The sequence below is a fragment of the Streptomyces sp. XY006 genome (assembly GCF_002237655.1).
Classification (GTDB): domain Bacteria; phylum Actinomycetota; class Actinomycetes; order Streptomycetales; family Streptomycetaceae; genus Streptomyces; species Streptomyces levis.
In genome coordinates, this window is the sequence record NZ_NOKT01000023.1 from 21,516 (window position 1) to 42,635 (window position 21,120).

A 21,120-nucleotide genomic window follows, 5' to 3' on the forward strand; every position below is an offset into this window, starting at 1 on the left:
TCAGGCGGTCCGCAGGAACCGGTCGAGGACGCGGACGCCGAAGTGCAGCGCCTCGACCGGTACCCGCTCGTCGACGCCGTGGAACATGGCAGCGTAGTCGTAGCCGTCCGGCAGCCTCAGCGGGGTGAAGCCGTAGCCGGTGACGCCGAGGCGCGAGAACTGCTTGGCGTCCGTGCCGCCGGACATGGAGAACGGCACGACGTGGCCCTCCGGCGCGAACTCCTCGACGGCGGCCCGCATCCGCGCGAAGGTCGGCGAGTCCACCGGCGCCTGCAGGGCGACCTCGCGGTGGTGGTACTCCCACTCCACGTCCGGGCCGGTGAGCCGGTCGAGCGTGGTGCGGAACTCCTCCTCGCCGCCGGGCAGATACCGGCCGTCGACGTAGGCCACGGCCTCCCCGGGGATGACGTTGACCTTGTAGCCGGCGTCGAGCATGGTCGGGTTGGCGCTGTTGCGCAGGGTGGGCTCGACGAGCCGGCCCGCCGGGCCGAGCTTGTCCAGCAGGGCGTCCACGTCGGCGAGGTCGGTGTCGATGCCGTACAGCGCGGCGAGTTCGGTGAGCGCGGCGCGCACGGTCGGGGTCAGGCGCAGCGGCCACTGGTGCGCGCCGATCCGGGCGATCGCGCCGGCGAGGCGGGTGACGGCGTTGTCCCGGTTCACCTTGGAGCCGTGCCCGGCGCGTCCGCGCGCGGTGAGCTTCAGCCAGGCCGTGCCGCGTTCCCCGGCCGCGATCGGGTAGATCTGCCGTCCGGCGCCGTCGTGGAAGGTGAACGCGCCCGACTCGCTGACGCCCTCGGTGCAGCCCTCGAAGAGCGCGGCGTGCCGGTCGGCGAGGAATCCGGCACCGTCCTCGGCGCTGGCCTCCTCGTCCGCGGTGAACGCGATGACGATGTCCCGCCGGGGCCGGACGCCCTGGCGGGCCCAGCCGCGCACCACGGCCAGGATCATCGCGTCCATGTTCTTCATGTCGACGGCGCCGCGCCCCCAGACGACCCCGTCGCGGATCTCCCCGGAGAACGGGTGCACGCTCCAGTCGGCGGCCGCCGCGGGCACGACGTCCAGGTGGCCGTGGAGGAGCAGCGCGTCCGCCGAGGGGTCGGTGCCCTCGATGCGCGCGACGACGTTGGTGCGTCCCTCGGTGCGCTCCAGCAGCGTCGGTTCGATCCCGGCGTCGGCGAGCCGCGCGGCGGCGTACTCGGCGGCGGGCCGCTCCCGGCAGTCGCCGCCGCCCCGGTTGGTGGTGTCGATCCGGATGAGGTCGGACGTGAACGTCACGACCTCCTCCAGCGCCCGCGCGTCCGTCTGCTCAGCCATACTGCTCCTCCACCGCGGCCGCGACGATCGTGGTGACCGCCTTGAAGGTGCGGATGCCCTCGTACATGGTCCCGCTCGTGTAGGCCACCTTCCGCTCCGCGATCCGCTCCACACCCGGCACGACGGTGGCGGCCATCGCCAGGTGCTCCGCGTCGAACTCGACGGCGACGGTGAACGGCCCGCCGTGGGCCGGTTCGTGACGCACCGCCAGGGCGGCGGCCTCCTTGGCGGCGGCCCGGATGTCGGCGGCGGTGCGCGCGGGCGTGCGGCAGACGGCCGCGTACCGGGAGACGTGGTCCTTGACGGCGACCTTCAGCGCCTCCGGCGCGTACCCGAGCGCGTCCTCGCAGGCCACGTCGTCCCCGGTGACCAGCACGACCGGCACCCCGAACTCGGCGGCGACGTGCGCGTTGAGCAGCCCCTCGCTCGCCCGCACGTCGTTCAGCCACACGCCCGTGATCGAGTTGGCGAGGTAGGTGTGGGCCAGGACGCCCTCCATGCCGGCGCCCGCGTGGTAGCCGACGAAGGCGACGCCGTCGACGTCGCCGTACTGCACGCCCTCCACCATGGACAGGGCCTTGTGCCGCCCGGTGAGCATCTGGGCCCGCTCGTCCAGCTGTTCCAGCAGCAGATTGCGCATCGTCGAGTGGGCCTCGTTGATGAGCACCTCGTCGGCGCCGCCGTCGAGGAAGCCGAGCACGGCGGCGTTGACGTCGGAGGTGAACAGCGACCGGCAGCGCTCCCACTGGGACGCGCCGGGCATCACGTCGTCCGGCCAGGTGACGCCGGTGGCGCCCTCCATGTCGGCGCTGATCAGGATTCTCATGACGAGCCGTCCCGGATGGAGATCTTCATGGTTCGTCACGTTACGCGCTGCGGGCGCAACCGGCTACGACGTGGTCACCGGCGGATCGGCAGGTCGCCGAGCAGGGAGGTGAGCCGGTCCGCGAGGTGGCCGCGGGCCCGGCCGGCCGCTCTCAGCCGGCGCGCCCCGCCACCAGCCAATGGGACGGCAGCTCGACGCGCGTGCCGTCGGGGCGGTACTCCGTCGTCATCAGGGGCAGGTCACCGCTCGCCAGGACGGTGAGCCCGGCCGAGCGCAGATACGCGGGCACGGCCTCGTCGGCGACCTCGCCGGGTGCGATGCCGTGCCGGAACACGGGGGCGAGTTTGGGCGGCGGCCCGTCCGGTCCGCTCGCCAGGCCCATGAGCACCGCCTTGGCGGCACCGGCAGGCTCCACGAGGAAGGCCCGGCCGCGGTCGCCGACCAGGGTGGCGATCCCGTCGGCGAGCGCCTGCCGGTCGTCCGGCTCGCATTGGTGCAGCACGCCCCGCAGATAGATGTTGCAGTCGCCGAGCTCGGCGTGCAGGGACTGCACCTCGTCCTTGTCGGCCGCGTCGAGCCGCCGGTACGTCGCCCGTCCCGCCGGGTCGGCCCGGCGGGCGTGCTCCAGGGCCGCGGCGGACAGGTCGGCGCCCACGACCCGCGGGAAGCGGTCGGCGAGGTACCGGGTCTGGGTGCCGTTGCCGCAGCCGAGATCCACCAGCGGCAGCGGGAAATCGGCCAGATGGGGCTCGAACAGGGCCAGGTGCGGCCCGACGGTCAGGGCCGGCTCCGCGTCCCAGAACACCGCCCCCGGAGCGTCGGACGCCTCACGCCAGAATCCCTCCCAGGACTCCCGGTACCGACTCGTCACGCTCATGCCCACTCCCCGGGGTGCGAACCGATCCCGCCCTCAGTGACGGGCGAGTACGGTGTACCGCGCCCCGGTCCCGGCCACAAGGACGTGGCGCGTTCCTTCACTCGGCGTGCGAGGCGGGCGGTGTCCGGCGGCGCGGCAGGGTGAGCTCGAACCAGACCGTCTTCCCGGCGCCGGTGCGGCTGGTCCCCCATTCCCGGGCCAGCGTGCTGACGACCCGGAGACCGCGTCCCGCGTCGTCCAGGGGCCCGGCACTGAGCAGGGTCGGCAGCTCGTGGTCGTCGTCGTCCACCTCGCACAGCAGGGTGTCACCGCGCACCAGACGCAGGGCGACCGGCCGGGCGTGCGCGTGCCGGACGGCGTTGGTGACCAGTTCGCTGACCAGGAGTTCGGCGGGCGCGGCCAGCTCGGCCAGGCCCCAGTCGTGCAGCTGCTCGCGGACCACCGCGCGGGCCCGGCCCGTCTCGGCCGCGTCCAGGGCCAGGCGCCATTCGGCCACGTCGCCGGGCTCGATGCCGTTGAGGCGGGCCATCAGCAGGGCGACGTCGTCCTTGCGGCCGCCACGCGTGTTGAGGGAGCGGATGATCGTGTCGCAGGCGGCGTCCATGGACGCGGCCGGGTGGGCGGCGGACTCGCAGAGGGTCGCCAGCCCCACGCCGATGTCCTCGCCGCGCACCTCGACCAGCCCGTCGGTGCACATCACCAGCCGGTCACCGGGCTCGATGCGCACCCGGACCTCCTCGAAGGGCACGCCGCCGACACCGATCGGCGCGCCCGTGGGCAGGTCGAGCAGTTCGCTGCGGCCGTCCTCGGCGCGGACCAGGACGGGCGGGATGTGCCCGGCGTTGGCCAGGCGGAGCTCGCTCGCGATGGGGTCGTAGACGGCGTACAGGCAGGTGGCGAGGTAGGTGTCGCCGAGGCGCTGGGCGAGGTCGTCGAGGTTGCGCAGCAACTGCGCGGGCGGCAGGTCCAGTCCGGCCATCGTCTGCACGGCCGTGCGCAACTGGCCCATCATGGCGGCCGAGTTCAGGCCGTGGCCCATGACGTCACCGACGACGAACGCCGTGCGCCCGCCGTGCAGTTTCACCGCGTCGAACCAGTCGCCGCCGACCCGGCCGAGCAGCGTGCCCGGCAGGTAGCGGGTGGCGATGTCGCAGCCCGCCATGCGGGGCGGGATGTGCGGCAGCATGCTGTCCTGGAGCGTCTCGGCGACGTTCTCCTGGAACGTGTACATGCGCGCGTTGTCCAGCACCAGGCCCGCCCGGGCGGCGAGTTCGGCGCCGGTGACCCGGTCCATGTCGTTGAAGACGGGCCGCTCGGGGTGGCGCAGCAGGATCATGAACCCGAGGACGACGTCGCGCGCCTTCAGCGGCACCACCAGCATGGAGCGGCCCGTGATGAGCGGCCGGATGTCGCGTTTCTCGAACTGCGCGGCGATGGCGTGGCCCATCTCCTCGCTGATGCGCGGCACCAGCACGGGCTCACCGGTGGTCATGCACTGGAAGAACGGCGTGTGCGCCGGGAACGGCATGGCCTCGCCGACCGGCACGACGTCGTCCCAGCGGCCGGGTTCGTCGGTGTGCTCGACGGCGACCCGGTGCCACAGGGTCGTCGTGTCGGGCACGCCCTCGGCGAACCCCTCGCCCGCGACGACCTGCTCGCGCAGATAGGTGCCGGCGACGTCCGTGAAGCGGGGCACGACGGCCCTGCTGACCTCGATGATCGTGCGGGACAGGTCGAGGGAGGTGCCGATGCGGCCGCTGACCTCGTTGAGGAACTCCAGGCGTTCGCGGACGGCGGCGTACTCCAGGTCCTCGGCCTCGTCGCGCAGTTCCTCCGGCACCGGTTCGCCGGCGGCCCGGGCCCGCGCGGCCCGCTCGCGGCGCGCCTTGCGTTCGGCGCGCCGGGCCACGCCCCAGTCGGGGGTGACGGGCACCCGGTCGTTCTGGCTGAACTCCAGGACGGGATAACCCAGTTCGAGGATCTGCCCGACGATGCGGGCGCTCTCGCCGACGCTCATGCTGGGCAGGATCTCGGGCAGCCGGCGGGCGAGGTCCTCGGCGCCGGGGAAGTCGGTGTGCAGCGCGAAGCCCGGCGCGATCCGCTCGAAGGTCCCGTCGCCGGGGCGCAGGCCCTCCGCGTCGGCGGCGAGCACGAGCAGCCGCTCGGGTCCGGGGCCGACCAGCGGGTAGGCCCACCACAGGACGTCGGCGCGCTCCCGGCCGGGCGCGGCGAGGCGGGCGCGGCCCGCCGCGGGGTAGGAGAGCCCGCCGTCCAGGGAGGAGCCGAGGTCGGGCCCGAGACCGTCGTCGGCCCAGGGTGCCGGGTCGTGGCCCTCCGTCAGGGCGCCGGAGACGGGGAGCAGGTCGAGGGCGGTGCGGCCGATGGCCTCTTCCCTGGGCACGCCGAACAGGCGGCGTGCGCCCCGGCTCCAGTGCGACACGAGTCCCTCGCGGTCGACGACGACCACGGCCAGCGGGACGCGTCCGGGCTCCGCGGGCTCCGCCGCATTCCCGGCTCCCGGGCCGGGAGGTGTCTCCCGCTTACTGCCACGGTCCATGGCCCAGGCCCTCTCTCCCCACGGATCCGCAAGATCTGTGCCCGCGTCACCACCGTACGGCGATCGCCACCGGCGATGTGCGGCAACGCGCGAATTGCTCGCGCGGGGTGCGCACCGGCGTGCGACCCCGCGCGCCGTCGGAGTTCAGTCCTCGTGCCCCAGCTGCAGGTCCCGCTCGGTCCGCCCGCCGCCGGCGACCTGGAGCACGGTGGCGACGGGCGGATACCCGGCGGCGATGACGGTGTACTCGCCGGAGGACAGGTCGACGAAGCGGAAGGTGCCGTCGGGGCCGGTGGTGAGCGTGTCGACGACGTTGCCGGCCACGTCGAGCAGGGTCACGCGGGCGTCCTCCACGGGCCGGCCGCCCCCGGCCCGGACGGTGCCGCGCAGTACGGCGCCCCCGGCCAGCTCGATGTCCCGGCGGGTCTCGCGGGCGGCCTGGACGGTGACGGGGAGCGCGGCCGGGCGGAACGCGGGCGCGCTGGCGGCAAGGGTGTACTCGCCGGCGACCAGCTCGGTGATGACGTAGCCGCCCTCCCGGCCGCTGCGCGTGGTGGCCACGACCTCGCCGTGCACGTTGGTGAGCGTGACGGTGGCGTCCCGGACGGGTGTGCCGTCGGCGGTGACGACGCTGCCGACGAGGTTTCCGGCGCCGCCGAGGACGATGTCGAGCTCGACGGGGCGTTCGCCGACGGTCACGGAGACGGCCTGCGGCTGGTGCCCGCCGGCCGCGGCGATCAGCACGTACGAGCCCGGGCCGGGCGTGGCGAGCGCGTAGCGGCCGTCCTCGCCGCTCGCGCCGCGCCCGGTCTGCCGGCCGGTGACGTCGATGAGCGTGAGGGCCGCGCGGGGCACGACGGTCCCGTCGTGGTGCTGCACCGAGCCGCAGACCGGGACGCCGGCGGCGTACCCGGTGCGGGCCTGCGGGATCGGCGCCGTGTCCGGGTCGGTGACGGAGGCGTTGTGGGACACCAGGGGTTTCTCCTTGAGGAAGAGGGCGATGACCAGCCCGAGGGCCAGCACCGGCACCAGGTAGAGGAAGATCCGCGGCATGGCGTCGGCGTACGCCCGGATGTAGCCGTCGCGCAGGGCCGGGGGCAGGGTGTGCACGAGCTGCGGGGTGAGGGACTCCGGGTCGGGCAGGCCGCCGCCCGCCCGCGCGGGGAGGCGGTCGGCGAGGGCGTCGGCGAGCCGGTCGGCGAGGAGGGTGCCGAAGACGGCGGCTCCGACGCTGCCGCCGATCTGCCGGAAGTAGTTGCCGGCGCTGGTGGCGGTTCCGAGGTCGGCGGGACGCACCGAGTTCTGCACGGCGAGGACGAGCACCGGCATCACCAGGCCGATGCCGGCGCCGAGGACGGCCATCCAGAGGCTGTAGTGCAGCCGGGGCGTGCCGGCCTCCAGGCGGGACAGCAGCCACATCCCGGCGACGGAGAGGGCGCCGCCGAGGACCGGGTAGGCCTTGTAGCGGCCGGTGTGGCTGATGAGCTGCCCGGCGATGACCGAGGCGCCGACGATGCCGCCCATCATGGGCAGCATGAGCAGGCCCGACTCGGTGGCGGAGGCGCCGTCGACCATCTGCAGGTACGTCGGCAGGTAGCTGGCGGCGCCGAACAGCGCGGCGCCGATCACCAGGCCGATCAGGTTGGTGACGTTGAAGACGGAGTCGCGGAACAGCCGCAGCGGGATGAGGGGTTCGGCGGCGAAGCGCTCGGCGACGAGGAAGAGGACGGCGGACGCGATGGCGGCGGCCCCGAGGCCGAGGATCACGCGCGAGTCCCAGGCGTGCTCGGTGCCGCCCCAGCTGGTCAGCAGGACCAGGCAGGTGGAGGCGGCGGTGAGCAGCAGCGCGCCGAGGAGGTCGAGCCGGGCCCTCACGGCCGGCTTGGGCAGCTTGAGCGCGACGGCGACGACGGCGAGCGTGAGCAGGCCGAAGGGCACGTTGACGTAGAAGCACCAGCGCCAGGTGAGGTGGTCCGTGAAGTAGCCGCCGAGCAGCGGCCCGGCTACCGAGGCGAGGCCGAAGGCGGCGCCGATCAGGCCCAGGTAGCGGCCGCGCTGCCGGGACGGCACGATGTCGGCGATGATCGCCTGGACGCCGATCATGAGGCCGCCCGCGCCGGCGCCCTGCACCGCCCGGAAGGCGATCAGCTGGTCCATGGTCTGGGCGCGGCCCGCGAGCGCGGAGCCCGCGACGAAGACGACGATGGCGAACTGGAAGACGCTCTTGCGCCCGAGCAGATCGCCGAGCTTGCCGTAGATCGGCAGGCCGACCGTGGCGGTGAGCAGATAGGCGGTGATCGCCCAGGACATCCGGTCCAGGCCGTGGAGTTCACCGACGATCTTCGGCAGGGCCGTGGCGACGATCATCTGCTCCAGGGCGGCCAGGAGCAGGGCCGGCATGAGCGCGAAGACGATCAACCGCACCCGGCGGGGACTGAGTCCGGCGGCCGGGGACGGTGGTGGGGCGGGGGTGTCGGGAGGCGCCACCGCCGGTTCGTCCTGCGCCAGAGTGATCCCGCCCACTCACCGCTCCCCTCGTCGCGCCGCCACACCATTCCCGCGTAAAAGCGACAACTATGAGCAAGCGCGACGAGTTACGGCACACAGCCGAGCGGTACGGAGATCACCCGAACCGGTGAGAGGCACAACAACCGTGCCTCACTTGGGGCTTGAGCCCCCGATGGTTACTTCTCGACCTCGGCGGCGAGCCTGGCGAGCAGCGCGTCGTAGATCCGGCCGAGACCCTTGGGCGCGAAGGTCTTCTCGAAGAAGCCGCCGATGCCGCCGGCGCCGGTCCAGGTGGTGGTCACCACGACCCGGGACTTGCCCTCGCCGGCCGGGGTGACGCGCCAGGTGGTGACCATGGACGAGTTGCGGTCCTTCTCGACGAGCTCCCCGTCGGTGGGCTCGGTGACCTCCAGGAGGCAGTCGCGCACGCGCTTGCTGGTGGCCTGCAGCTTCCAGTGGACGAGGGTGCCCTCGCCGTCGCCGCCCTCGCGGACCTCGTACTCGCTGAACTGCTCGGGCATCAGCCGCGCGCGCGTGCCGTTGTAGTCGGCGAGGGCGTCGAACACCGTCTCCGCGTCCGCCGCGACGATCCGCTCCGTAGTGGCCTCGACCTGCGCCATCGCTCTCCTCCAGGACCTGGTTGCTCGGGGGTCGGGGCAAGCCAACCACCCCGCCGCCCGGGCTCCCAAATCGGGGGCGTCCAACCCGGTCGAACACGTTCGGAAAACACCCTCGCACGATCAAGGGAACATGTGTTCTATTCTGTGGCCAGAGCTACCGAGGAGGCGCCATGCGCTGGGAGAACCTCACAGCGGACTCCGAACACAGCCGGGCCGACGCGGCGCTGTTCGGCGCGGACGCGGTGACGACCCGTACCTTCGACACGCCGGAGTTCCGTGGGATCACGTTCCACGAGATCCGCGCCCGGTCGATCATCAACCGGGTGCCGGCGGTGTCCCGGATGTCGTTCCAGTGGACGGTGAACCCCTATCGGGGCTGCTCACACGCGTGCGTGTACTGCTTCGCGCGCAAGACCCACAGCTATCTCGACCTCGACACCGGACTCGGCTTCGACAGCCAGATCGTCGTCAAGGTCAACGCGCCGGAGCTGCTGCGCCGGCAGCTGGCCTCGCACCGCTGGCAGGGCGAGCACATCGCCATGGGCACGAACGTCGACTGCTATCAGCGCGCCGAGGGCCGCTACCGGCTGATGCCCGGCATCATCGCGGCCCTGCGCGACCGTGCGAACCCTTTCTCGATCCTGACCAAGGGCACGCTGATCCTGCGCGATCTCGACCTGATCCGGCAGGCGGCGGAGGTGACCGACGTCGGCATCTCCGTCTCGGTCGGCTTCACCGACCAGGAGCTGTGGCGCACCGTCGAGCCGGGCACGCCCGCGCCGGAGCGGCGCCTTGAGGTCGTACGGACCTTCGCCGAGCACGGCATCGGCTGCGGGGTGCTGATGGCGCCGGTCATCCCGTTCCTCGGCGACCGGCCCGACCAACTCCGGGCGACGGTACGGGCGATAGCCGCCTCCGGCGCCACGTCCGTCACCCCGCTGGTGCTGCACCTGCGGCCCGGCGCCCGCGAGTGGTTCATGACCTGGCTGGGGCGGCACCACCCGTACCTGGTGCCGCGCTACGAGCGGCTGTACGCGGACGGCTCCTACGCGCCGAAGTGGTACCAGCGCCGGATCACCCGTCAGGTGCACGAACTGGCCGAGGAGTACGGCATCGGGCCCACGCGCGCGGGCACGCCGCGGCGGATCCGGCCTTCCGAGCCGGCGGCGGAACCCCCCGTGTCCGGACCCATCCAACTTTCGCTTCTTTAGGAGCATACGAGCGCATCCGAAGATCCAATCGGGTCATGAGTTTTACGGAATGAGTTCTTCCGGGACCGCTTTCCGGGACGATGCGGCGAGGACGGTGACCCTCGCGGGCCTCGATCCCGCCGTCCTGGGAGGACTCCATGAGAAAACGCGCAGCCGCGCTGTGCGGCGCCGCCGTCGTCATGGCCGGGACCTTCACGGCCGTTCCCGCCGAGGCGAGCGCACCCAGCACCGCGAATTCCGTGCACGCCGCGAAGCTCACCTGGAAGAACTGCGCCACCGACACCTACCCGACGCTGCAGTGCGCGTCCCTGAAGGTGCCGCTGGACCACCGGCGGCCACAGGGACGGCAGATCGCCCTCGCCCTGTCCCGCGTGCCGCACACCGCCAAGACCTACCAGGGGCCGCTCCTGGTCAACCCGGGCGGCCCCGGCGGCAGCGGTCTGACGCTCGCCGGCTTCGTCGCGTCCGCGCTGCCGAAGCAGGTCGCGGCCCAGTACGACGTCATCGGCTTCGACCCGCGCGGCGTGGGCGCGAGCAAGCCCGCGCTGGACTGCCGGCCGGGCCACTTCGACCCGGTCCGCCCGGACTCCCTGCCGGCCTCGCCCGCGACCGAGAAGGCCAACCTCGACCGCGCCAGGTCCTTCGCCGCCGCCTGCGGCAAGAAGTACGGGGACGTCCTGCCGTACATCAACACCACCAGCGCCGTGCGCGACATGGACGCCATCCGGCGGGCCCTGGGCGCCAAAAAGATCAACTACTTCGGCTACTCGTACGGCACCTACCTGGGCGCCGTCTACGCCAAGTTCTTCCCGGAGCGGGTCAGGCGGCTGGTCCTGGACTCGGTGGTGGACCCGACCGACGTCTGGTACGAGGCCAACCTCAACCAGGACCTCGCCTTCAACGACCGCCACCGCGCCTTCCTGGCCTGGGTCGCCCGGCACGACAGCGCCTACCGGCTGGGCACCGACCCGGAGAAGGTCGAGGCCAAGTGGTACGCCATGCGTGCCGCCCTGGCGAAGAAGCCGGCGGGCGGCACCGTGGGCGCCTCGGAACTGGAGGACACCTTCCTCCCGGGCGGCTACTACAACGGCTACTGGCCGAGCCTCGCCGAGGCGTTCGCGGCCTGGGTCAACGACAAGAACCCCGAGCCGCTGGTCGAGGCGTACGACGACTTCGGCGCGGTGGACGCCTCGGGGGACAACGGCTACAGCGTCTACACCTCCGTGCAGTGCCGGGACGCCGGCTGGCCGCGCGACTGGCGGCAGTGGCGCAAGGACAACTGGGCGGTGTACGAGAAGGCGCCGTTCATGACCTGGAACAACGCCTGGTACAACGCGCCCTGCGCCTTCTGGCCGACGGACTCGCTGCGTCCGGTGAACGTCGCCAACGGCAAGCTGCCGCCGGTGCTGCTGTTCCAGGCGACCGGCGACGCGGCCACCCCGTACGAGGGCGCCGTCACGGCCCACCGGCTGCTGGCCCGCTCCAGCCTGGTCGTCGAGGAGGGCGGCGGCAACCACGGCATCACGCTGAGCGGGAACGCCTGCCTGGACGAGCACTTGGCGGCCTATCTGACCGACGGCACCGTGCCGCGCGGGTACGGCGCCGCCGACGCCGTGTGCGAGGCTCTGCCGGACCCGGAGCCGGCGGCGTCGGCCGAGGGGACGTCGAAGAAGGCGGAGGGGGCGTCGAGTACGGCGGAGTCGGCCTCCGCGAAGGGCTCGACGCTGCACGGGCTGCTCGGCTTCCGCGGCTGAGCCGCCCGCGGCCCGTCCGCCGGGGGCGGGGACGTCACCCCCATGGTCCACCATGGACCCATGAGTGAGCTGACGAGGATCCCCGCCCCCGACGGAGTCGCCCCCGCGGCGCAGTACAGCCATGTGGTCATGGGCACGGGCCGTTTCGTGGCGATCGCCGGTCAGCTCCCGCTCGACGAGGAGGGCCGGCCGGTCGGCGAGGGCGACCCGGCGGCGCAGGCCCGCCAGGTGTTCGAGAACCTCCGGCGGTGCCTGGCCGCCGCCGGGGCCACCTTCGACGACGTCGTCAAACTCACCTGCTTCGTCACGGACATGGCCCACATGCCCGCGATCCGCGCCGCCCGGGCGGCGCACCTGCCCGACGACCGGCTGCCGGCCGCGTCGGCGGTGCGGGTCGCCGGGCTGGTCCGCCCGGACTGCCTGATGGAGATCGAGGCCTTCGCGGTGGTGGCCGAGTGACGGGCCCGCGCATACGGGAGATGACCCGCGCCGACTGCGACCGCGTCGCGGAGATCCGCGTCCGCGGCTGGCAGCACGCCTACCGCGGGATGATCCCGCAGTCGTACCTCGACGGCCTCAGCGTCGCGGAGGACGCCGAGCGGCGCCGCGCCCGTCTCGTACAGGGCGGCGCGGTGGTGAACCTGGTCGCCGAGGACGCGGCCGGCGAGGTCGTCGGCTGGGCCTGCCACGGCCCGTACCGGGAGGGCGAAGTCCAAGTCCGCGCCGGGGACGCCGAGTTGTACGCGCTCTACGTCCACCCGGACCATCTCGGCCGGGGCGCGGGGCAGGCGCTGCTCGCGGAGTCCGTCTCGCGCTGCGCCGCCGCGGGCCACGGCCGTCTCCTGCTGTGGGTGCTCAAGGAGAACGCCCGGGCCCGCCGCTTCTACGAACGGGCCGGTCTGCGGCCGGACGGCGCGGAGGAGCCCTTCGAGGTGGACGGCGTGGTGGTGCCGGAGGTCCGCTACGCCAGGCCGCTCTGACTCACCTCTGTTTCGGGATCCGCCCCAGGGCGCGCACCGCCGCCTCCGCCAGCGCCGGGTGCGCCAAGGCCTCGTTCAGCACGGGTCCGGCCCGGCCGTCGCCCAGGGTGCCGAGCCCGTCCACGCAGGCCAGCGCCACCCGGCGGTACGGATCGTGCGGGCGCAGCCGGCGCCGGAGCGTGGTGATCAGCGCGGGCACGGCCTCCGGGGCGCGCAGCTCGACCAGGAGGCGGACCGGGTGCAGGGCGTAGGCGACGCGCAGTTCGTTGGTGGCGAGGGCGGCGGCCGCGCGGGCGGTGCGCGGGTCGCCGAGGCGGGCGAGGGCGTACGCGGCGGAGGCGCAGCGCGGCGGATCACGGTGGTTGAGCAGGAGCACCAGGGCCTCGAAGGCCCGCCGGTCCCCCGCGAGACCGAGCCGGAACGCCGCCAGCTCCCGCGCCCACAGCGGCTGCCCGGGTTCGGTCAGCACCCCCGCCAGGGCGTCGAGGTCGTCGGTCGCCACGAGCCGCTCGAACGCGGGCGACGCCCCCGACTCCTGCCGTAAGCGCTCCGTGAGTGATCGCAACTCTTCGTCCATGACACCGAGGTTAGGACCCCGGCCCGTCGCTCGGGACGTACATCACAAAGACGGGGACTGGCGCGCTCGTTACCCGCCAGTTAAGCTCAGACGAGCGAGTCACCCACTCGCTTGCCTGCCGACGGTCTGGTGACGCGGCCGCCGCAGGAGCAGTCGGTTCGGTGCCTCAGGCACCGCAGTACGACCCGGCCCCGGGACAGGGCCGGTCGGAACGGCCGTTCGCGCCGGGCGTGTGCACGCCCGCGAGCGACGGCACCGGGCGTGTGCGCATGGCAGCCCGGACCACACCCGCACTTCTCACGCGCCCGGTGCGCCCCGGAATCCGGCCCTCGCCGGCTCTTCCCGGCGCACCCGGGACGCGTTCCCCGTCGTCACCACCCTCATCCTGGAGTCCCGCGATGGCCACTCCCCTTTCCGACCCGTCCCTGTCCCCGCTGCGGACCGTCGCCGTCGTCGGCCTCGGCACGATGGGCACCGGCATCGCCGAGGTCCTCGCCAAGGCCGGCCGCGAGGTCGTCGGCATCGACATCAGCGAGGCCCAGGCCGCGAAGTGCGTCGCCGCCCTGGAGTCCTCCACCGCCCGTGGCGTCGAGCGCGGGCGGCTGACCGAGCAGGAGCGCGCCGAGATCCTGGCCCGCGTCCGCACCTCCGCCGACCTGCGGTCCGCGGCCGAGGCCGACCTGGTCATCGAGGTCGCGCCGGAGTCGTACGAGGTCAAGCAGCAGATCTTCCGGGAGCTCGACGGGATCGTGCGTCCCGGGACCATCCTGGCGACCGGCACCAACGCGCTGTCCGTCACGCGGCTGGCCGCCGACTCGGCGCATCCCGAACGGGTGCTGGGCCTGCACTTCTTCAACCCGGCCCCGGCCATGAAGCTGGTCGAGGTCGTCTCCTCGGTGCTCACCGCCCCGGCGGCCGTCAGCGCGGTCACCGACCTCGCGCTGGACCTGGGCAAGGAGCCCGTCGCGGTCGGCGACCGGCCCGGATTCGTCGCCGACGGCCTGCTGTTCGGCTACCTCAACCAGGCCGCCGCGATGTACGAGGCGAAGTACGCATCCCGCGAGGACATCGACGCCGCGATGCGGCTCGGCTGCGGTCTGCCCATGGGTCCGCTGGCGCTGCTCGACCTGATCGGCGTCGACACCGCCCGTACGGTCCTGGACGCCATGTACGCCGAGTCCCGCGACCGGCTGCACGCCCCCGCTCCCATCCTCAAGCAGCTCAGCGAGGCCGGCCTGACGGGCCGCAAGGCCGGGCGGGGCTTCTACACGTACGAGGCGCCGGGCAGCGGCACGGTCGTGCCGGACGCGCTCACCCCGCAGGAGGGCGGCGACACGGTCGCCGGCCGTGCGGTCCGCTCGGTCGGTGTCGCGGGCTCCGGGACCATGGCCTCCGGGATCGCCGAGGTCTTCGCCAAGGCCGGGTACGAGGTCGTGCTGGCCGCCCGCAGCGAGGAGAAGGCGCAGACCGCCAAGGCCCGGATCGGCAAGTCCCTGGCCCGCTCGGTCGACAAGGGCCGGATGACCGCCGAGGCCGCCGCCGCGACCCTGGACCGCATCACGGCCACGGGCACGTACGACGACTTCGCCGACGTCGACCTGGCCCTGGAGGCCGTCGCCGAGGACCTGGAGGTCAAGCGGCAGCTGTTCGCCGCCCTGGACAAGGTCTGCAAGCCGGGCGCGATCCTGGCCACCACCACCTCGTCCCTGCCGGTGGTCGCCTGTGCCCGGGCCACCTCGCGTCCGCAGGACGTGATCGGCATGCACTTCTTCAACCCGGCGCCGGCCATGAAGCTGGTCGAGGTCGTCCGCACGGTGCTGACCGCCGACGACGTCCACGCCACGGTCCGCGAGGTCTGCGGCAGGATCAGGAAGCACGCCGTCGACTGCGGGGACCGCGCCGGGTTCATCGTGAACGCGCTGCTGTTCCCGTACCTCAACAACGCGATCAAGATGGTCCAGGAGCACTACGCCTCGCTCGACGACATCGACGCGGCGATGAAGCTCGGCGGCGGCTACCCGATGGGCCCGTTCGAGCTGCTGGACGTCGTCGGACTCGACGTCTCGCTCGCCATCGAGAAGGTCCTGCACCGCGAGTTCCGCGACCCGGGCCTCGCCCCGGCGCCGCTGCTGGAGCACCTGGTGGCCGCGGGCTGCCTCGGCCGCAAGACCGGCCGTGGCTTCCGCGAATATGCCAAGCGCTGAGCGTCCCGGCGACTGGTTCCGGTCCGGCTCCGAGTGGGGCGGCCTGCTCGGCCCGGACCGGTTCCCGCCCCCTTCCGGCGGGGGCGGAGAACCGGCTCATGCGCACCGAGCTGCGCACATGCAGTACGTTCAGGGCATGTCCCAGCCCGCCAAGTCCTCACGTACACCAGCCACGGCCGACGCGCCGGAAAGTGCCGCAGGCTCCCGTGCCGCCGCCCAGCGGCTCAAGATGCGCCGGGAACTGGCGGCCGCCGCGATGGAGCTGTTCGCGACCAAGGGGTACGAGGCGACCACCGTCGACGAGATCGCGGCCCAGGCCGGGGTCGCCCGCCGCACCTTCTTCCGCCACTTCCGCTCCAAGGAAGAGGCGATCTTCCCCGACCACGACGACACCCTGATCCGCGCCGAGGCGGTGCTCAACGCAGCGCCCGCGCACGAGCATCCGCTCGACACGGTGTGCCGGGGCATCAAGGAAGTCATGCGGATGTACGCGGCCCGGCCGGAGATCTCGGTCGCCCGCTACAAGCTGACGCGCGAGGTGCCCACCCTGCGCGAGGCGGAGATCGCGTCGGTGGCCCGCTACGAGCGCCTGTTCACCCGCTACCTCCTCGGCCACTTCGACGAGCGCGCGCACGCCGACGACGCCAACGACGACCCGCTGCTGGCCGAGGTCGCCGCCTCCGCGGTCGTCACCGCGCACAACCACGTCCTGCGGCGGTGGCTCAGGGCCGGCGGGCAGGGGGACGTGGAGGCGCAGCTCGACCACGCCTTCGCCATCGTGCGCCGGACCTTCGGCAGCGGGATCGGCGCCGGGCGCTCGGCGGAGCCGCAGCCGGCCGCGGCCACGGCCTCGGCGCAGGGCGAGGTGCTGGTCACGGTCGCCCGCACCGACGCCCCGCTGGACGAGGTCATGCGGACGATCGAGCAGGCCCTCAAGGAGCGCTGAGCGGCTCACCGCACTGTGATGACGGCCACCCTTCGGGGTGGCCGTTTTGGCATGTCAGGGGCCCTTTTGCAGGGCCTTGGCGAGGCCGTTCGATCGATCATCGCTCATGTGTTACGTAAAGATTTCATCTGAGAGCAAGTTCTGGCACTCAGTGCCTTGCGGGGTGACACGCGGTGTCATACGTTGAAGAGGTCCGGGCGACGTCCCAACGGGCCCCGTGCCCGTCCGCCCCGGACGCCTGCGTCACAGGCAACCTCCCGCGCCACCAGCGCTGCCGAAAGCATCACCGCCGAACCGACGGCACACCCCCGATCCCCAGCAGCACCGACGTAACCATCGGCGCCCCTCCCTCAGGGCGCTCACCGCCGGAGGCAACACCGTGACCGTGAAGGACATCCTGGCCGCGATCCAGTCGCCCGACTCCACGTCGGAGGACTTCGCCGCCCTCCCGCTCCCCGAGTCGTACCGCGCGATCACCGTGCACAAGGACGAGACGGAGATGTTCGCCGGGCTCGCCACGCGCGACAAGGACCCCCGCAAGTCGATCCACCTGGACGAGGTGCCGCTGCCCGAGCTCGGCCCGGGCGAGGCCCTGGTGGCCGTCATGGCCTCCTCGGTCAACTACAACTCGGTGTGGACGTCGATCTTCGAGCCGCTGTCCACCTTCGGCTTCCTGGAGCGCTACGGCCGTACCAGCGACCTGGCCAAGCGCCACGACCTGCCCTACCACATCATCGGCTCCGACCTCGCGGGCGTGGTCCTGCGCACCGGCCCGGGCGTCAACGCCTGGCAGCCCGGTGACGAGGTCGTCGCGCACTGCCTCTCCGTCGAGCTGGAGTCGTCCGACGGCCACAACGACACGATGCTCGACCCGGAGCAGCGCATCTGGGGCTTCGAGACCAACTTCGGCGGCCTCGCCGAGATCGCCCTGGTGAAGTCCAACCAGCTGATGCCCAAGCCCGACCACCTCAGCTGGGAGGAGGCCGCCGCTCCCGGTCTGGTCAACTCCACCGCCTACCGGCAGCTGGTCTCCCGCAACGGCGCCGCCATGAAGCAGGGCGACAACGTGCTCATCTGGGGCGCGAGCGGCGGACTGGGCAGCTACGCCACGCAGTTCGCGCTGGCCGGCGGCGCCAACCCCATCTGTGTCGTCTCCTCGCCGCAGAAGGCGGAGATCTGCCGGTCCATGGGCGCCGAGGCGATCATCGACCGCAACGCCGAGGGCTACAAGTTCTGGAAGGACGAGAACACCCAGGACCCCAAGGAGTGGAAGCGCTTCGGCAAGCGCATCCGCGAGCTCACCGGCGGCGAGGACATCGACATCGTCTTCGAGCACCCCGGCCGCGAGACCTTCGGCGCGTCCGTCTTCGTCACCCGCAAGGGCGGCACCATCACCACCTGCGCCTCCACCTCGGGCTACATGCACGAGTACGACAACCGCTACCTGTGGATGTCCCTGAAGCGGATCATCGGCTCGCACTTCGCCAACTACCGCGAGGCCTGGGAGGCCAACCGGCTCATCGCGAAGGGCAAGATCCACCCGACCCTGTCCAAGGTGTACTCCCTGGAGGACACCGGCCAGGCCGCCTTCGACGTGCACCGCAACCTGCACCAGGGCAAGGTCGGCGTGCTGTGCATGGCCCCCGAGGAGGGCCTGGGCGTGCGTGACGAGGCCAAGCGCGCCCAGCACATCGACGCCATCAACCGCTTCCGGAACATCTGAGGAGCGCTGGATGACTGAGCGTCAGCCCGCCGAAGGCAGGCGGGAGAAGGACCGGCCGTGGCTCATGCGCACGTACGCCGGTCACTCCACGGCCGAGGCGTCCAACGAGCTGTACCGGCGCAACCTCGCCAAGGGCCAGACGGGTCTGTCGGTGGCGTTCGACCTGCCGACGCAGACCGGCTACGACTCCGACCACATCCTCGCCCGCGGCGAGGTGGGCCGGGTCGGCGTGCCGATCGCGCACGTCGGTGACATGCGCCGGCTGTTCCAGGACATCCCCCTGGAGCAGATGAACACCTCGATGACCATCAACGCCACGGCCATGTGGCTGCTGGCGCTCTATCAGGTCGTCGCCGAGGAGCAGGGTGCCGACATCACCAAGCTCCAGGGCACGACCCAGAACGACATCGTCAAGGAGTACCTGTCCCGGGGGACGCACGTCTTCCCCCCGGGGCCTTCCCTCCGCCTGACGACGGACATGATCGCGTACACGGTCTCCCACCTGCCGAAGTGGAACCCGATCAACATCTGCAGCTACCACCTGCAGGAGGCGGGCGCCACGCCGGTGCAGGAGATCGCGTACGCGATGTCCACCGCGATCGCCGTCCTGGACGCCGTGCGCGACTCCGGCCAGGTGCCGCAGGAGCGCATGGGTGACGTCGTCGGCCGGATCTCCTTCTTCGTGAACGCGGGCGTCCGCTTCATCGAGGAGATGTGCAAGATGCGCGCCTTCGGCCGCATCTGGGACCAGGTCACCCGCGAGCGGTACGGCATCGAGAACCCCAAGCACCGCCGCTTCCGCTACGGCGTCCAGGTCAACTCCCTGGGCCTGACGGAGGCGCAGCCGGAGAACAACGTCCAGCGGATCGTGCTGGAGATGCTGGCCGTCACCCTCTCCAAGGACGCTCGCGCGCGTGCCGTGCAGCTGCCCGCCTGGAACGAGGCCCTGGGCCTGCCCCGGCCCTGGGACCAGCAGTGGTCGCTGCGCATCCAGCAGGTGCTCGCCTACGAGAGCGACCTGCTGGAGTACGAGGACATCTTCGAGGGCTCGAAGGTCATCGAGGCGAAGGTGGACGGCCTGGTCGAGGCGTCGCTCGCCGAGATGGACCGCATCGAGGAGATGGGCGGCGCGATGGCGGCCGTCGAGTCCGGCTACCTCAAGTCGCAGCTGGTCGCCTCGCACGCCGAGCGCCGCGGCCGGATCGAGTCCGGCCAGGAGAAGATCGTCGGCGTCAACATCTTCGAGGGCACCGAGCCGAACCCGCTCACCGCCGACCTGGACACCGCGATCCAGACGGTGGACCCAGCGGTCGAGGCCCGGGTCATCGAGGCGCTGCAGCGGTGGCGCGACAGCCGCTACCAGCCGCCCTTCAACCACCCGCGGCCCTGCAAGGCCCTGGAGCGGCTGAAGGAGGCGGCCCGCGGCACGGAGAACCTCATGGAGGCCACCCTGGAGTGCGCCCGCGCCGGCGCGACGACCGGCGAGTGGGCCGGGGCCCTGCGCGAGGTGTTCGGCGAGTTCCGGGCGCCCACGGGCGTCTCCTCGGCGCCGGTGGCCGTGCCGGTCGCGGAGGGCAGCACGCTCGCCCTGGTGCGCCGCAAGGTGGACCTGACGGCCAAGGACCTGGGCGTGGGCAAGCTGCGCTTCCTGGTCGGCAAGCCGGGCCTGGACGGGCACTCCAACGGCGCCGAGCAGATCGCGGTGCGCGCCCGGGACGCCGGCTTCGAGGTGGTCTACCAGGGCATCCGGCTGACGCCCGAGCAGATCGTGGACGCGGCCCTCGCCGAGGACGTGCACGCGGTGGGCCTGTCCATCCTGTCCGGCTCCCACGCCCAGCTGGTGCCGGACGTCCTCGAACGGCTGCGTGTGGCCGGTGCCACAGACATCCCCGTGATCGCCGGTGGCATCATCCCGAATGGTGACGCCGAGCAGCTCAGGGAAGCCGGAGTGGCCGCGGTCTTCACCCCGAAGGACTTCGACATCACCGGAATCATCGGCCGCATCGTCGACGAGATCCGGAAAGCGAACAAGCTCGACCCCCTGGAGGTCCCCGCATGACCACGGTCAACCGCCTTCGCCCCCGGCGTTCCTGCCTGGCGGTGCCGGGCTCGAACCCGCGCTTCCTGGAGAAGGCCCAGGGCCTCCCGGCGGACCAGGTCTTCCTCGACCTGGAGGACGCCTGCGCCCCGCTGGCCAAGCCCGAGGCGCGGCACACCATCGTCAAGTTCCTCAACGAGGGCGACTGGACGGGCAAGACGCGCGTGGTCCGGGTCAACGACTGGACGACCGAGTGGACCTACCGCGACGTCGTCACGGTCGTCGAGGGCGCCGGCCAGAACCTCGACTGCATCATGCTGCCGAAGGTCCAGGACGCGCAGCAGATCGTCGCCCTCGACCTGCTGCTGACGCAGATCGAGAAGACGATGGGCTTCGAGGTCGGCAAAATCGGCATCGAGGCGCAGATCGAGAACGCGCAGGGCCTGAACAACGTCAACGAGATCGCGCAGGCCTCCCCGCGCGTGGAGACCATCATCTTCGGCCCGGCCGACTTCATGGCCTCCATCAACATGAAGTCGCTGGTCGTGGGCGAGCAGCCGCCCGGCTACCCGGCGGACGCCTACCACTACATCCTGATGAAGATCCTGATGGCCGCCCGCGCCAACAACCTCCAGGCGATCGACGGCCCCTACCTGCAGATCCGCAACATCGACGGCTACCGCGAGGTCGCGCAGCGCGCCGCCGCGCTCGGCTTCGACGGCAAGTGGGTGCTGCACCCGGGCCAGGTCGAGGCGTCCAACGAGATCTTCTCGCCGTCCCAGGAGGACTACGACCACGCCGAGCTGATCCTGGACGCGTACGACTACTACACGTCCGAGGCGGGCGGCAAGAAGGGCTCGGCGATGCTCGGCGACGAGATGATCGACGAGGCCAGCCGCAAGATGGCGCTGGTCATCTCGGGCAAGGGTCGCGCGGCCGGCATGCAGCGCACGTCCAAGTTCGAGATCCCGGAGGCCTGAGCGCG

16 protein-coding genes are annotated in these 21,120 nt (G+C 72.1%); 9 read left to right on the forward strand and 7 right to left on the reverse strand.

Features of this window, described 5'->3' with window-relative positions; all coding sequences use genetic code 11:
* The 6 genes from CHR28_RS25370 to CHR28_RS25395 all read right to left on the reverse strand — a co-directional run bounded on the left by CHR28_RS25370 (position 1) and on the right by CHR28_RS25395 (position 8,702).
* Positions 1-1,314 carry a M20/M25/M40 family metallo-hydrolase gene (locus CHR28_RS25370; RefSeq protein WP_094056000.1) on the reverse strand — a complete coding sequence of 438 codons (1,314 nt, stop codon included), beginning with the start codon at positions 1,312-1,314 and terminating at the stop codon, positions 1-3.
* The gene (locus tag CHR28_RS25375) at positions 1,307-2,140 is read right to left on the reverse strand and encodes a M55 family metallopeptidase (RefSeq protein WP_094056001.1); all 834 of its coding nucleotides are present in this window, start codon (positions 2,138-2,140) and stop codon (positions 1,307-1,309) included. The genes CHR28_RS25370 and CHR28_RS25375 overlap by 8 nt, the downstream gene beginning before the upstream one ends.
* A gap of 151 nt (positions 2,141-2,291) precedes the next feature.
* The gene (locus tag CHR28_RS25380) at positions 2,292-3,017 is read right to left on the reverse strand and encodes a class I SAM-dependent methyltransferase (RefSeq protein ID WP_094056002.1); all 726 of its coding nucleotides are present in this window, start codon (positions 3,015-3,017) and stop codon (positions 2,292-2,294) included.
* A 97-nt stretch (positions 3,018-3,114) separates the two neighbouring features.
* Positions 3,115-5,574: an ATP-binding SpoIIE family protein phosphatase gene (locus CHR28_RS25385; RefSeq protein WP_094056003.1), complete on the reverse strand. Its 2,460-nt coding sequence runs from the start codon at positions 5,572-5,574 to the stop codon at positions 3,115-3,117.
* A gap of 144 nt (positions 5,575-5,718) precedes the next feature.
* Positions 5,719-8,097, reverse strand: coding sequence for an MFS transporter (locus CHR28_RS25390; RefSeq protein ID WP_094056004.1), 2,379 nt, complete (start codon positions 8,095-8,097; stop codon positions 5,719-5,721).
* A gap of 161 nt (positions 8,098-8,258) precedes the next feature.
* Positions 8,259-8,702, reverse strand: coding sequence for an SRPBCC family protein (locus tag CHR28_RS25395; protein ID WP_094056005.1), 444 nt, complete (start codon positions 8,700-8,702; stop codon positions 8,259-8,261).
* 170 nt (positions 8,703-8,872) lie between these two features.
* Here CHR28_RS25395 and CHR28_RS25400 point away from each other — a divergent pair, with 170 nt between their 5' ends.
* The 4 genes from CHR28_RS25400 to CHR28_RS25415 all read left to right on the forward strand — a co-directional run bounded on the left by CHR28_RS25400 (position 8,873) and on the right by CHR28_RS25415 (position 12,647).
* Positions 8,873-9,913, forward strand: coding sequence for an Rv2578c family radical SAM protein (locus tag CHR28_RS25400; RefSeq protein WP_094056006.1), 1,041 nt, complete (start codon positions 8,873-8,875; stop codon positions 9,911-9,913).
* A 137-nt stretch (positions 9,914-10,050) separates the two neighbouring features.
* The gene (locus CHR28_RS25405) at positions 10,051-11,667 is read left to right on the forward strand and encodes an alpha/beta hydrolase (RefSeq protein WP_094056007.1); all 1,617 of its coding nucleotides are present in this window, start codon (positions 10,051-10,053) and stop codon (positions 11,665-11,667) included.
* A 60-nt stretch (positions 11,668-11,727) separates the two neighbouring features.
* Complete coding sequence (locus tag CHR28_RS25410) at positions 11,728-12,126, forward strand: RidA family protein (protein WP_094056008.1); 399 nt, start codon at positions 11,728-11,730, stop codon at positions 12,124-12,126.
* A 20-nt stretch (positions 12,127-12,146) separates the two neighbouring features.
* Entirely contained in the window at positions 12,147-12,647 is a 501-nt protein-coding gene (locus tag CHR28_RS25415; protein ID WP_094056090.1) for a GNAT family N-acetyltransferase, read from the forward strand.
* 1 nt (position 12,648) lies between these two features.
* Here CHR28_RS25415 and CHR28_RS25420 read toward each other — a convergent pair whose 3' ends face one another.
* Positions 12,649-13,224, reverse strand: coding sequence for an adenylosuccinate lyase (locus tag CHR28_RS25420; RefSeq protein ID WP_094056009.1), 576 nt, complete (start codon positions 13,222-13,224; stop codon positions 12,649-12,651).
* 398 nt (positions 13,225-13,622) lie between these two features.
* On the opposite strand from CHR28_RS25420, the gene CHR28_RS25425 reads away from it, so the two are divergent.
* The 5 genes from CHR28_RS25425 to CHR28_RS25445 all read left to right on the forward strand — a co-directional run bounded on the left by CHR28_RS25425 (position 13,623) and on the right by CHR28_RS25445 (position 21,115).
* On the forward strand, positions 13,623-15,428 hold the full coding sequence (locus CHR28_RS25425) for a 3-hydroxyacyl-CoA dehydrogenase family protein (RefSeq protein WP_094056010.1): 1,806 nt from the start codon (positions 13,623-13,625) through the stop codon (positions 15,426-15,428).
* 136 nt (positions 15,429-15,564) lie between these two features.
* A complete protein-coding gene (locus CHR28_RS25430) occupies positions 15,565-16,374 on the forward strand; it encodes a TetR family transcriptional regulator (RefSeq protein WP_179272556.1) in 810 nt (269 codons plus the stop codon).
* A gap of 379 nt (positions 16,375-16,753) precedes the next feature.
* Positions 16,754-18,097, forward strand: a complete 1,344-nt coding sequence (gene ccrA / locus CHR28_RS25435; RefSeq protein WP_094056012.1) for a crotonyl-CoA carboxylase/reductase — start codon at positions 16,754-16,756, stop codon at positions 18,095-18,097.
* Positions 18,098-18,107: 10 nt separating this feature from the next.
* Positions 18,108-20,156: a protein meaA gene (locus CHR28_RS25440; RefSeq protein WP_094056013.1), complete on the forward strand. Its 2,049-nt coding sequence runs from the start codon at positions 18,108-18,110 to the stop codon at positions 20,154-20,156.
* Complete coding sequence (locus CHR28_RS25445; RefSeq protein ID WP_094056014.1) at positions 20,153-21,115, forward strand: HpcH/HpaI aldolase/citrate lyase family protein; 963 nt, start codon at positions 20,153-20,155, stop codon at positions 21,113-21,115. The genes CHR28_RS25440 and CHR28_RS25445 overlap by 4 nt, the downstream gene beginning before the upstream one ends.
* Positions 21,116-21,120: the final 5 nt, after the last annotated feature.

Bases quoted from the DNA above. Each gene is read 5' to 3' on its own strand.
- CHR28_RS25380 (WP_094056002.1), bottom strand. From the start codon at position 3,017: ATGAGCGTGACGAGTCGGTACCGGGAGTCCTGGGAGGGATTCTGGCGT.
- CHR28_RS25400 (WP_094056006.1), top strand. From the start codon at position 8,873: ATGCGCTGGGAGAACCTCACAGCGGACTCCGAACACAGCCGGGCCGAC.
- CHR28_RS25420 (WP_094056009.1), bottom strand. From the start codon at position 13,224: ATGGACGAAGAGTTGCGATCACTCACGGAGCGCTTACGGCAGGAGTCG.
- CHR28_RS25395 (WP_094056005.1), bottom strand. From the start codon at position 8,702: ATGGCGCAGGTCGAGGCCACTACGGAGCGGATCGTCGCGGCGGACGCG.
- CHR28_RS25405 (WP_094056007.1), top strand. From the start codon at position 10,051: ATGAGAAAACGCGCAGCCGCGCTGTGCGGCGCCGCCGTCGTCATGGCC.
- CHR28_RS25375 (WP_094056001.1), bottom strand. From the start codon at position 2,140: ATGAGAATCCTGATCAGCGCCGACATGGAGGGCGCCACCGGCGTCACC.
- CHR28_RS25430 (WP_179272556.1), top strand. From the start codon at position 15,565: ATGTCCCAGCCCGCCAAGTCCTCACGTACACCAGCCACGGCCGACGCG.
- CHR28_RS25385 (WP_094056003.1), bottom strand. From the start codon at position 5,574: ATGGACCGTGGCAGTAAGCGGGAGACACCTCCCGGCCCGGGAGCCGGG.
- CHR28_RS25445 (WP_094056014.1), top strand. From the start codon at position 20,153: ATGACCACGGTCAACCGCCTTCGCCCCCGGCGTTCCTGCCTGGCGGTG.
- CHR28_RS25415 (WP_094056090.1), top strand. From the start codon at position 12,147: ATGACCCGCGCCGACTGCGACCGCGTCGCGGAGATCCGCGTCCGCGGC.
- CHR28_RS25410 (WP_094056008.1), top strand. From the start codon at position 11,728: ATGAGTGAGCTGACGAGGATCCCCGCCCCCGACGGAGTCGCCCCCGCG.
- CHR28_RS25440 (WP_094056013.1), top strand. From the start codon at position 18,108: ATGACTGAGCGTCAGCCCGCCGAAGGCAGGCGGGAGAAGGACCGGCCG.
- CHR28_RS25370 (WP_094056000.1), bottom strand. From the start codon at position 1,314: ATGGCTGAGCAGACGGACGCGCGGGCGCTGGAGGAGGTCGTGACGTTC.
- CHR28_RS25425 (WP_094056010.1), top strand. From the start codon at position 13,623: ATGGCCACTCCCCTTTCCGACCCGTCCCTGTCCCCGCTGCGGACCGTC.